Source organism: Corallococcus sp. AB018, assembly GCF_003986945.1.
In the GTDB taxonomy this organism is placed as follows: Bacteria; Myxococcota; Myxococcia; order Myxococcales; family Myxococcaceae; genus Corallococcus; species Corallococcus exiguus.
In genome coordinates, this window is the sequence record NZ_RAWR01000269.1 from 1 (window position 1) to 12,274 (window position 12,274).

Below are 12,274 nucleotides of genomic sequence, written 5' to 3' on the forward strand. Positions count from 1 at the left end.
CGGTTCTTCCATGGCCTCAAGCGCTTCCGCCGCCTCGCGACTCGATATGAGAAGACAGCCCGCAACTACCTTGCCCTCATCCACCTCGCCTGCACTCGGATGTGGCTCAATTAGGGACACCCCCTAGAGCCAGAGGCGATGAGGACTCTCGCCAGCGGGTTGGCGGCGCGCTTCTCGTAGCGCGCCGCCACGCGCCGGCTCAACGCACCGACACGCCCGGTCGCCACGAGATTGCTGGGAGTGCGTCATGATTCTACTCTGGGTGGAATGAAATATTGCTCCGACGCGAAATGCGGTCACGTGCAGCCCTCCGGCGACACCTGCGGCAAATGCCGCAAGCCGACGAGCGAGGCTGGAACGCCGACCATCCGGTTCGATCCCAGGGTTCCCCTCGCTACGAAGCTCGAGTTCCAGTGCTTCGGCACCACGTTCTCACTCCCCGGAAAGTATCTCCTCAAGTGGTGGCACGAGATCGCGATCGCCTACGCCGCCAAGGTGATTAACGAGAAACTCTGGCTGGAAAACCGGCTCAATAATATGGGGCCACTGAGCAACTACGTGCTGTTTGGCGAGCCGGGCGACATCTCCACGTTCGATGGAAAGGACCACGAGATATCAATCGGCATCCCCTCGACCCAGGGTTGCCAGAAGATCTACCTGCTCAAGAATCTGTTTACCGATTGCACCAAGACCAAGGACAAGGAGGCCTACGCGCGGTGCCAGAAGTTGATTGGCGCCAAGGTGGATCGGGCGCCCTCGTATCACGAGTTCGCGCTGTATTTCCGCAAGCGCACCTCGCACAGGAGTGACCGCGAGGTCGCGGAGCACTTGCTCAACGTAATCGCGCAGAAGGCCAACCCGAAGGACGTCGTTGAAGCGCTGTTCCTGGGTTCTTCGCTCGGCTCGGAGTTCGTCCGCAACCGCACCAGCTTCATCGATACCTTGTTGTGCCTCAAGCTGGTGGTCGCCGGCGCACTCACCATGAACCAGCTGATCGTCGGGGGGGTAAAGAAAGAGCGGGTGCGGATCTCGGAAGTGTTTCCCCTGGACGAGCGCTACTTCCCGGACCTGCATCTTACCGGCACGGACCTCTTGTCGGCGGATGGCATCCGGGCGGCCCGCTATGTGAAGGAATTGCAGCTCGAACAGGGCACTGTCGAGGTCGAGACCACGAAGGAGCACAACAGTTCCAAAACCAAGACCGCGGCGAACTGCTGGATGCAGGTCCAGACCGCGGTCGAAACGTTCGACCGCAAGGGCGACTGGCCGGAGCTGAAGGTGATGACGTGCAATCCATCCAAGCTCGGCGGGGCGTTGCCGATGACGGGGCACGATACGCAGTCGCTCGGCACCAATGACTTGATGGTGAAGATGTTCAACGATGAGATCGCGTTCACACAGGTGCAGGCCAAGACCCTCACCAACATCATCCGCATGCTGCATGCCGACTGCAGCGGCGCGTTCCCGGTCTTCTTCCACGGCGCGTTCACGCGCGATGTGACCAGCAAGATCCTCAGGGCCACACCTCCCCTGGAAGTGAAGACGCTGATCGTCAGGTTCGTGCGGCAGCAGATGGTGGAGATGGTGTTCGGCAAGGCGGTGAACGTGCCGACCCTGACCATCGAAGAGCTGGGGCAAACGCCGATCCAGGATGAGGTGGACGCGCTCGAGGATTGATTCCCTCGGTAGGGCGCTAGTTCGCCGCCGCTGCCATCCCCGATTCCTGGAGCGAGGTGCGCTCCACCTCCTCCAGGAAGTCCTCCAGCGCGACGTTGACCGCCTGGGGCTGCTCCAGGATGCACATGTGCCCGCCGCAGCGCAGCCGCTTGAGCCGCGCGCCCCGGATGCGCTGATGCAGCCGCTCCGCCACCTCCGGCACCGTCACCGCGTCCTCCTCCCCCACCAGCACCAACGTTGGCGTCTGGATGCGGTGCAGCTCCCCCTCCACGCTGCGGCGGTGGATGACGCCCTGCATCGCGCGCCACACCGCGCGTGGGTTCGCCACCAGCTGCCGGCGCAACAACGCCCGCTCCGCGGACCGCTCCGGGTCCCGCATGAACGTGCGCCCGAAGTAGAGCGACATGATCCGATCCACCACCGGCCTCAGACCCAGCCAGTGCGTGAGCGTCGTCAGCACCCGGTAGCGCGCCAGCGTCAGCGGCAGCTCCGCCGCGGCGGAGGAGTCCAGCAGCGCCAGTGAGCGCAGGAGCTCCGGGTGCCTGGCTGCCAGCCTCAGGCCCACGAAGCCCCCCATGGACTGGCCCACGAAGTGACACGGCGCCAGCCCCAGCGCCTGGATGACCGCCACGGCGTCCTCATACACGGTGCGCAGGTCGATGACCGAGTCGCCAGGCGGGGGCTCGCTCTGCCCCTGGCCCCGGTGGTCGTACACGATGCAGCGGTAGTGGCCCCTCAGGGCCTCCACCTGCCGGTGGAACAGATGGGAGTCCCAGAGCAGCCCGTGACTGAAAAGCACCGGCTCCCCGCTCCCCCCTGTGTCCTCGTAGTACAGTCGTGCACCACGGATGGACAGGTATGGCATCTGCTTTTCCCCCGGCTTGGGCCCCCTTAGGGCCTTCCCGGAACCCACCCTCCGTTTTGATTGATTCCGGATGCCCGGCCGCCCGGTTTGACAGGGGGCCGAAGCCGCTGCCAAACAAGGACCCCATATGGACACCACCGCCTGGCAGCTCTGGTTGATCGCCGCCATCGTCCTGGGCGCGCTGGAGATCAAGCTCTCCGGCTTCGTGACGCTCTGGTTCGCGGTGGGCGCGCTGATGGCCTCCCTCATGGCCGGGGTGGGCCTGGGCCTCAACAGCCAGCTCTTCGCCTTCATCCTGGTGTCCGCCGCCCTCTTCGGCGCGTCCCGCACCATCTTCAAACACGTTTTCATGCGGGACGCCGTGCACTTGAAGACGGGCGTGGAGGCGATGCTGGGCCAGGAGGCCGTGGTCATGGAGGCGCTGGCGGACGGACACGGGGGCACCGTGCGCATCAACGGCGAGCTGTGGATGGCGCGCTCCCTGTCCGGGCCCCTGCCCGAGGGCGAGCGCGTCACCGTGGAGCAGATTGAAGGCCTCAAGTTGTGGGTGCGACGCCCGTCGGCGTCCAACGAAGTCGCGCTGCAACCGGCGCGTCGCAAGAAGAAGGAGAACGCAGGATGGGACTGACCATTGTTCTGCTCGTCGCGGCCGCGGCCGTCGTGATCGGGCTCGTCACCGGTGTGCGCATCGTTCCCCAGGCCAAGGTGATGGTCGTGGAGCGGCTGGGGAAGTTCCACCACGTGGCCTCCAGCGGCCTCAACATCCTCATCCCCTTCATGGACAGCCCTCGCGCCATGGAGATGCGCGCCGGCAACCGCTTCACGCGCAACACCCTGGTGGACCTGCGCGAGCAGGTCATGGGCTTCGAGACCGTCCAGGTCATCACCCATGACAACGTCAACATGGAGGTCGGCTCGGTCATCTACTACCAGATCGTCGATCCGGGCCGGGCGCTCTACCAGGTGGAGAACCTGGCGCTCGCCATCGAGCAGCTCACCATGACGAACCTGCGCAACGTCATGGGCGGCCTCACGCTGGATCAGACGCTCACCAGCCGCGAGACGGTCAACACCAAGCTGCGCATGGTGCTGGACGAGGCCACGGAGAAGTGGGGCGTGAAGGTGACGCGCGTGGAGCTGCGCGAGATTGAACCGCCCCAGGCCATCAAGGCCGCCATGGCCAAGCAGATGACCGCCGAGCGCGAGCGCCGCGCCGAGGTCACCAAGGCCGAAGGTGACAAGGCCGCCGCCATCCTCCAGGCCGAAGGCGAGAAGATCTCCCGCATCCTGCGCGCGGAGGCCGAGCGCGACGCGGAGATCGCCCGCGCCGAAGGCCACAAGCGCGCCGTGATGCTGGAGGCCGAGGGCAAGGCCGAGGCCACGCGCCTCACCTTCGAGGCCATCCACACCGGCCGCGCCACGCCGGAGGTGCTCGCGCTGCGCTACCTGGAGACGCTCCAGGAGCTGGGCAAGGGCGACAACAAGATGTTCATCCCCTACGAGGCCACCGCCGCGCTGGGCTCCATCGCCACGCTGAAGGAGGTGTTCGCCAAGGACGCCGCCCCGGCCGCCGCGCCCCAGCCCCAGCTCCGCGCGTCCGCTCCGTCCGCCGCCTCGATGAGCGCCCAGGCCCTGGCCCGGAACGCCGCCGCGAGCGCCACCATCCCGGCCACCCGCCGGGTGCAGCCGCCCTCGGACGAGTAGCCCCGGCCCCTTTCGGGGAATCGTTGTCAGGGCACCGGCGTTCTTTCCGTCGGTGCCCACGTCACGGCACGCGCCCGGGCTTGCCATCCGCCCGGGCCGCGCCGCATGCTCCACCTGAAGCACCGGTTGTCCACGCGGGGAGATGTCACAGGTCTTCCCCTGAACGAGGTTCGCAGACCCTTGAAGCTGTTCGCCTGAAACCCCGGTCCCCCGCTGTACCCCGCCGCCGCGCGTCCTGACGGACGTGTGCGCTGGCTTCCGGTTTCAGGAGTCGCTTCAACATGCCCTCGTCCTCCTCCGTGCGCGCGCACCGCGTCTGCTTTTCGTTCACCGATGCCATCCCCGTCCTCACCGACGTGGAGTTCCACCTCGCCTCCGGCTGGACGGGCCTCGTCGGCCCCAACGGCGCCGGCAAGTCCACCCTGCTGCGCCTGTTGTCCGGCGAGCTGAAGCCCACGTCCGGGCAGCTCCAGTTCGAACCGGACTCGCCGCTCGTGTGCCTGTGTCCGCAGGGCGTGGAGGCGCTCACGCCCGACATCACCGCCTTCGCGGACGCCTGGGACGCGCTGGCGCGCAGGCTCCAGGGCCAGCTGGGCCTGGACGTCACCGCGCTGGAGCGCTGGCCCACGCTGTCCCCGGGTGAGCGCAAGCGCTGGCAGGTGGGCGCGGCGCTCGCCCGCGAGCCGGACGTGCTGCTGTTGGATGAACCCACCAACCACCTGGACGCGGAGGCGCGCGCCTGGCTGGTGGCCGCGCTGCGCCGCTTCCGGGGCGTGGGCGTCGTCGTGTCCCATGACCGCGAGCTGCTGGAGACGCTCACCCAGGCCACGCTGCGCGTGCACGGCGGCGAGGCGCACCTGTACCCGGGGGCCTACTCCGCCGCGAAGGGCCACTGGGAGGCGGAGCGCGAGTCGGAGGTCGCCGCCCACCAGCAGTCCAAGGCGGAGCGGGACCGCGCCGCGCAGCTGCTGGACAGCGCCCGGCGCGAGCACCAGGGCGCCACCCTGTCGCGCAGCACGTCGCGGCGGATGCGCAACAAGTACGACAGCGACGCGCGCGGCCTGGGGCCCTCCACGCTGGCGAGCTGGGCCGAGTCCCGCCTGGGCCACCAGGTCACCGTGAAGCGCCGCGAACTGGAGCGCGCCGAGGCCGCGGTGGGCACCTTCACCGTGGACAAGACCGTGGGGCGCTCCGTGTTCGTGGACTACGTACGCTCGCCCAACCCGTGGCTCTTCACCTTCGACACACCGGGCCTGAAGGCCGGCGACGTGGAGGTGCTGGGCCCCACGCGCCTGGACGTGGACCGCGAGGCGCGCATCCGCATCGAGGGCCCCAACGGCGCCGGCAAGACGACGCTCCTGAAGGCACTGCTGGAGCAGGCGCGCGTGCCTCGCGAGAAGCTCCTGTACCTGCCCCAGGACCTGGGCGCGGAGGAGACGCGCGCCCTGATCGACGCGGTGCGAGAGCTGCCCTCCGATGAGCGCGGCCGGGTGATGTCCCTGGTGGCCGCGCTGGGGGTGGATCCGCACCGGCTGCTCGCGTCCGAACAGCCGTCGCCCGGCGAGGCGCGCAAGCTGGCCATCGCGCGCGGCCTGGGCCAGCACGCCTGGGCCCTGGTGCTGGACGAACCCACCAACCACCTGGACCTGCCGTCCATCGAACGGCTGGAGGCGGCGCTGCACGACTACCCGGGCGCGCTGCTGCTCGTCACCCACGACGCGCCCTTCGCCCGCTCCTGCACCACCACGCGGTGGCTGGTGGCGAACGGACGTGTGGAGGTGGAATGAGCCACCTGACCGCCGGGATGGAGTGAAGACAGACCTCCCCGCGAAATAACGCTGAAACTTGTTTTTCGCGCCGGTGTTCCACTCCTAGAAAAGACCTGCAGTCCCGGTGGATGTCACACCGGGCCTGTATCGTCTTCTTCCCCCCATTCCAGGAGTCCGTATGTCTCGGCGTACGCCGCCATGGCGGCATTCGTGTCTCTTCATCACGGGCGCGCTCGCGCTCACCGGCTGTTCCAGCGGTTCCGCCCCGGAGGAAGCGCCTCCGCTGGAGCAGCAGGCCAGTGCGCTCGTTCCCGGACCGGACCTGCGCATCACGGAGCTGACGGCTCCGGACAGCGCGAAACCCGGCCAGCCCGTCACCGTCACCGCGAAGGTCTGCAACACCGGTGACCAGGCCGTGTACTCCAGCGCCATGCTGGAGGTGTACCTGTCCACCACGCCCACGCAGCAGGTGCCGGGGCCGGGGACGCAGCCGCCTCCCACCCAGCAACTCACCCAGGGCCAGACGGACGTGGGAACGGTGTACGCGGGCCAGTGCGTCAGCCGTTCGTTCAACATCTACGTCAGCCCTCCTTCGGGCTTCACGGGCAACGGCACCTACTACCTGGGGGCCAGCGTCGACACGCAGAACGCGGTGCCGGAGTCGGACGAGACGAACAATGGCTTCGTGAAGGGCCTGATGGGCGTGGGCAACCGACCGGACCTGGTCGTCACGCGGGTGGACGCACCGCCCAACCTGGCGCCGGGCCAGGCCTTCAGCGCGTCCGCGACGGTGTGCAACGTGGGCACGGAGTACAGCTCCGGCGGCTCCGTGGAGCTGTACCTGTCCTCGGTGAACGGGCTGACGCTGCCGCCGCTGTCCGGCCCGCCCCCCGTCCCCGTCACGCAGCTGATGGTCGGGAGCGCCCTCATGGGCAGCCTGGAGACGGGCCAGTGCCGCGCGGTGCCGCTCACCGGCTACGCCCAGAGGCCGCCCTCCGCGCCGCCGGGCACGCCTCTGTACCTGGGCGCCATCGCGGACCCGTCGCGGAGCGTGACGGAGCTGCGCGAGGACAACAACACGTTCGTGCAGGGACTGGTGGGCGTGGGCAATGGCCCGGACCTGTCCATTCGCTCCGTGACGGGGCCCGCGAGCGCGCGCCAGGGCGACTCCTTCCCCGCGACGGTGACGGTGTGCAACGAGGGCACCGCGTCTTCTCCCCAGGCCGACGTGAGGGTGTTCCTGTCCACGGTGCCGTCGCTGGCGGCCCCGGGAACGCAGCCCCGCCCCTTGACTGAATTCCCGGTGACGAGCTTCAGCGTGCCGGCGCTGGTGAGCGGCCAGTGCGCCACCCGCACGGTGCAGGGCCCCGCCAACCGCCCGCCCGCGAATCCCAGCGAGCAGCCCCTGTACCTGGGCGCCATCGTGGACCTGCCGCAGGGCGTGGTGGAGCTGCGCGAGGACAACAACACCCGCGCGGACACGCTGATGGGCATGGGCGCGCGGCCCGACCTCACTGTCGTCTCGCTGGACGCCCCCTCCAACGCGCCGTCCTACGGGCCGCTCGCGGTGTCCGCGAAGGTCTGCAACGTGGGCACGACGCGGTCCACCGACGTGCCGGTGGAGGTGTACGTCACGAATGAGCCCTCGCTGAGCGTCGTGTCCGGTCCGCCGCCCATGTCCCGCATGCCGGTGGGCACGGTCAACGTGCCGGCGCTGGAGCCCCTGGAGTGCGTCACGCGGCTGGTGAGCGGCTACTCCAACGTGCCGGGCGGGACGGCCATGCCGAACCCCGTGCTGTACGTGGGCGCCATCGTGGACCCGATGTCGTCTCTCCAGGAGCTGCGCGAGGACAACAACGTGTCTCCGCTGTCCCGCATCGGCCTGGGGTACGGCCCGGACCTCGTCGTGCGCACGCTGACGGCGCCCTCGAGCGTCAAGCCCGGCACCTCGCTGTCGACGGACGTGAAGGTCTGCAACGAGGGCACCCAGCCCTCGTCGGCTTCGACGGTGGGCCTCTTCCTGTCCACCACGGCCTCCGTGACGTCGTCCATGCAGTACCCGCCGTCACCGTCCCAGGTGATGGTGGGCACGGTGGAGGTGTCGTCGCTTTCGCAGGGCACCTGCGTGCTGTACCCGAAGACGGTGTACGCCGCCCTCCCCCCGGCGGCCACGCCCACGCAGCCGCTGTACCTGGTGGCCGTGGCGGACGTGAACCAGCAGCAGCTGGAGCTGCGCGAGGACAACAACACCCGCGTCGCCGGCACCCTCATCGTGGGCAATGGCCCGGACCTGGTGGTGACGGACGTCACCGGCCCCTCCAGCGCCATCCCGGGCGGCCCCCTCACCCTCAACGTCAAGGTCTGCAACGTGGGGACCGAGCCGGCGGGGCCCTCGTATGTGATGGGCGTCCTGGCCATGGAGGAGATGCAGTCCAATCCGTACCTGCCTCCCGCGTCCTCGGAGTCCTATGTCGGGATGACCTCCGTGTCCTCGCTCGCCGTGGGCCAGTGCGTGACGACGGCCGTGAGCGGCTCCGCGTCCACGGTGCCCAACGCGGACCCCGCTTCCCCGCGCTACCTGGGAGCCCGCGTGGACATGTCCAATCAGGTGGTGGAGCTGCGCGAGGACAACAACACCCGCATGACGTCGCGGATCGTCGTGGGCAGCGGCCCGGACCTGGTCGTCCGCTCGGTGACGGCGCCCCCGGCCCTGCCACAGTACGGCTCCTTCACCGCGCAGGTGCAGGTCTGCAACGAGGGCAACGTGTCCACGTACGGCTCCGTGCCGCTGGACCTGGTCATCACCACGGAGACGTCCCTCTACACGCCCGGACAGGGGCAGCCGCCGTTCACCCAGGTCCAGATCCCCGTGGGGGGCGCCATGGTGCCCACACTGTCCGTGGGCCAGTGCACCACGCTGTCGATCCAGAGCTCCGTGGTCCGCCCCTCCGCGGCCACCTCCGGACAGTCCCTGTACCTGGGTGCCCTCGTCGACGGGCCGAACTCGCTGCTGGAGCTGCGTGAGGACAACAACACCCTGACGCGGGCCACGCCCATCGGCCAGGCGCAGTAAAGGAATTCCTCCAAGAGGAAATCCCTATCATTTGAGATGGGATTCGCCGGCCGGAGGCCTTCATGTCTCCGGCCGGCGTTTGTCTTTTCTGGCGGGAGAATCTTCGTGGCTGGTTTGAATTTCATCGGCTCCGCGCCGTTGAGGAAATCCCTTGGATGTCCCCGCGACGTTGAACCGGGCCCGGCGGCCAGCGCGCGTGGAGGAGCCGCGGTTCGTTCCTGAGCTGCGGGCGGACAACAACACCTTCGTGAAGGGACTGGTGGGCCTGGGCAACGGCCCGGACCTGGTGGTCCGGTCGCTGAAGGCGGCGGCCAACGTCGCACCGGGGATGCACTTCCCCGTCGAGGCGACGGTATGCAACGTGGGAACGGCGGACCTGGGCGGCTCCGCCCGGCTGCAGCTGGCGCTGTCCTCGGAGAACGCGGTGGTCTTCCCGGCGCTCCCCGCGCCGTTCGACTCTCGGACCCAGGTCCCCGTGGGGAGCGCGGACGTGTCGGTCCTGTCCGCCGGCCAGTGCAAGACGCTGACGGTGGACGCCATCGCCTCCCGGCCCCAGGAGGCAGGGCCGCACCAGGCCCTGGCCCTGGGCGCGGTCATCGACGCGAACCGGACCGTGCCAGAGCTGCGTGAGGACAACAACGTCCTCACCCAGGGCCTGGTGGGCGTGGGCTTCGACGCGGACCTCGTCATCACGGACGTGAAGGCGCCCGCGAACCTGCGCGACGGCCAGCCCTTCACCGCGAGCTACACGGTCTGCAACGTGGGCCTCAGCCCCGCGTCCTCCACCGGCGTGGCGATGTACCTCTCCGTGGACGCGGCGCCGCCCGCGGTGGCCCCCTGGCAGTCCCAGGGTCCCCTCCCCGGGTACGCGTTCCTGGGACGGTCCTCCATCAACACGGACCTGACGCCGGGCCAGTGCACCACGCAGAGCGGGACGTTCCATGCCCTGCGCCCCATGGAGCTGGGGCCCCTGCCCCTGTCCTCCACGCTGAACCTGAGCGCGGTGATGGACGGCCCGCCCGACGCGCGCACGGACAACAACGGCTTCGCCGTGGGTCCCGTGGGCGTGGGCTTCGGCCCGGACCTCGTCGTCACCGAGCTCCAGGGGCCCGCCAGCGCGCGGCCCTGGAACACCTTCACCAGCACCGTGAAGGTCTGCAACGTGGGCACGCAGCCGACGCCCGGGACCTCGCAGGTGGCCGTCTACCTGGGTACGGGCAACACCCTGCCGGCACCCCTGGCGCAGAGCGGCTCGCCGCCGTCTCCCGACGGTACCGTGGCGCTCGTGGGCACGGTGAGCGTGCCGTCCCTGGGTGAAGGGGCCTGCGTCACGCAGAGCCTCACCGGACGGGCGACACGTCCGGAGCAGGCCACGCCGCTGCAGCCGCTGTACCTGGGCGCAGTCGTCGACCCGGGGGTGGCCCAGCAGGAGCTGCGCGAGGACAACAACACGTTCGTCGCGGGCCTGATGGGCGTGGGTGAGGCGCCCGACCTGGTCGTCACGGGGCTGACGTTCCCTGACACCGTCGCGCCGATGGAGCCGTTCACCGCCACCGCGCGCCTCTGCAACGCGGGCACGGAAGGCTCGAGCATCGTCCCGATGATGTTCGTGGTGTCCACGGAGGCGAACTGGACGCGGCCTCCACCGGGTACGCCGTTCCCTTCGATGGACCAGCACATGGCGGGCATGGCGAACGCTCCGTCGCTCCAGGCCGGCCAGTGCCAGGACGTGCCGGTGACGCTGCACGCGAACCGGCCGTGGAGTGCGCCCGTGCACGCGCCGCTGTACCTGAGCGCCGTCTTGGATCCGTTCCAGGACCCGCTGGACCTGCGCCGGGACAACAACGTGTCCCCGGGGCGGAGGCTGGGCGTGGGCACCGGGCCGGACCTGGTCATCACGTCGCTGACGGGCCCCGTGAGCGCGTTCGGCCCGCTCGACCTGGGTGTCACCGTCTGCAACCTGGGCGCCGAGGCCGCGCCTGGGACTCGGGTGACCCTGCACCTGCTGACGAAGCCCTCGCTGACGCTGCCGGCCCCGAACGTGCCCGTCCCACTGGAGGAGTTGCTGGGTGAAGCCACCCTTCCGCCCGTGGCGGCGCACGCCTGCGTCACGCAGACGGTGAACGCGTTCATCTCCGGAGCTGGCATCGGGATGCCGGGCACGCAGACGTTCTTCCTGGGCGCCAGCGTGGACCGCGCCCAGGATCTGCCGGAGGTGCGCGAGGACAACAACACGTTCGTCGGTCCGCGCATCGGCGTGGGGTTCGCCGCGGACGTCGTCATCACCGCCATGGGCGGGCCGGATCAGGTCCAGCCGTGGGCGGCGATGCAGGTGCCCGTCACCGTCTGCAACCAGGGCACGATGCTCGCGCAGCCCCACACGGTGGACCTGCTGCTCTCCACGGTGGCCACGCTGCCGGCGTCCGCCGTCCAGGGTGAGCCCGTCGAGTCTCCCACCCTGTCGCGGCTGGGCTCCGTGCAGGTGCCGCCGCTGGCTGTCGGTGAGTGCGTCTCGGTGGAGGGCTCCGTCAACGCCATCCCGCCACAGGCCGCACAGCCGGGCGCGGCCCTCTACCTGGGGGCCTCCGCGAGGCTTTACGACTCCGAGCTGCGCAAGGACAACAACGGCTTCGTGCGCGGCACCCTCACCGTGAGCAACACGCCGTAACCGCGCTTCACGGCACGTAGGACAAGTGGACGTCGGCCGGGGTCTTCACGAACCCGGCCGGCGTTTGCCTTTTCCAGGCCACGCATCCAACACGCTGGGTTTGAAGCGCATTGGCTTTTCGCATGTCAGGGCATCCATTTAGTGTCGTCATGGCGCCAGACCTGGCCCGGCGGCCGGCGTCTGGTTGATTGCACATTCCCCCAAGGAGAACACATGCAACGGCTCTCGCCGTCATGGAGACACACGTGTCTGCTCATCGCGGGCACGCTCGTCATCACCGGCTGCGGAAGTGAAGGCGCGTCGTCGAGCGTGAAACCCGCTCGCGATCAAAGCCATTCCCTGGACCACGAAGCGGACCTGGTCATCACCGAGCTTCTCGCTCCTGACAGCGTTCGCGACGGGCATGACTTCACCGCCACCGTGAAGGTCTGCAACCAGGGCACCGCGGCCGCGTACCCTCAGAGCGGCGGCACGTTCCTGCAGCTGTACCTGTCCACGACCCCCACCCAGCAGGTGCC

At 69.0% G+C, this 12,274-nt stretch carries 8 protein-coding genes and 1 pseudogene; 8 read left to right on the plus strand and 1 reads right to left on the minus strand.

From position 1 onward, the window contains the following. Together D7Y11_RS37675 and D7Y11_RS37680 are read left to right on the plus strand one after the other, a co-directional pair. Window positions 1-114: transposase (locus D7Y11_RS37675; protein WP_147452043.1), on the plus strand; the 114-nt coding region annotated here is incomplete at its 5' end. Window positions 115-300: 186 nt separating this feature from the next. Further along, on the plus strand, window positions 301-1,677 hold the full coding sequence (locus D7Y11_RS37680) for a hypothetical protein (protein ID WP_126936090.1): 1,377 nt from the start codon (window positions 301-303) through the stop codon (window positions 1,675-1,677). 16 nt (window positions 1,678-1,693) lie between these two features. Here D7Y11_RS37680 and D7Y11_RS37685 read toward each other — a convergent pair whose 3' ends face one another. Further along, on the minus strand, window positions 1,694-2,542 hold the full coding sequence (locus tag D7Y11_RS37685) for an alpha/beta fold hydrolase (RefSeq protein ID WP_126936091.1): 849 nt from the start codon (window positions 2,540-2,542) through the stop codon (window positions 1,694-1,696). Window positions 2,543-2,669: 127 nt separating this feature from the next. Between D7Y11_RS37685 and D7Y11_RS37690 the strand changes: the two genes are divergently transcribed. The 6 genes and pseudogenes from D7Y11_RS37690 to D7Y11_RS37715 all read left to right on the plus strand — a co-directional run. Beyond that, window positions 2,670-3,170 (plus strand): NfeD family protein, encoded by a 501-nt coding sequence (locus D7Y11_RS37690; RefSeq protein WP_120579570.1) that lies wholly within the window; start codon window positions 2,670-2,672, stop codon window positions 3,168-3,170. Continuing rightward, window positions 3,161-4,246: an SPFH domain-containing protein gene (locus D7Y11_RS37695; RefSeq protein WP_120579569.1), complete on the plus strand. Its 1,086-nt coding sequence runs from the start codon at window positions 3,161-3,163 to the stop codon at window positions 4,244-4,246. Before D7Y11_RS37690 ends, D7Y11_RS37695 begins: the two co-directional genes overlap by 10 nt. Window positions 4,247-4,527: 281 nt before the next feature. Continuing rightward, window positions 4,528-6,033, plus strand: a complete 1,506-nt coding sequence (locus D7Y11_RS37700) for an ATP-binding cassette domain-containing protein (protein WP_126936092.1) — start codon at window positions 4,528-4,530, stop codon at window positions 6,031-6,033. 160 nt (window positions 6,034-6,193) lie between these two features. Next, entirely contained in the window at window positions 6,194-9,088 is a 2,895-nt protein-coding gene (locus tag D7Y11_RS37705; RefSeq protein ID WP_126936093.1) for a CARDB domain-containing protein, read from the plus strand. 151 nt (window positions 9,089-9,239) lie between these two features. Next, on the plus strand, window positions 9,240-11,756 hold the full coding sequence (locus D7Y11_RS37710) for a CARDB domain-containing protein (protein ID WP_126936094.1): 2,517 nt from the start codon (window positions 9,240-9,242) through the stop codon (window positions 11,754-11,756). Between the two features lie 213 nt (window positions 11,757-11,969). After that, a pseudogene (locus D7Y11_RS37715) lies at window positions 11,970-12,274 on the plus strand (CARDB domain-containing protein); the annotation flags it as partial.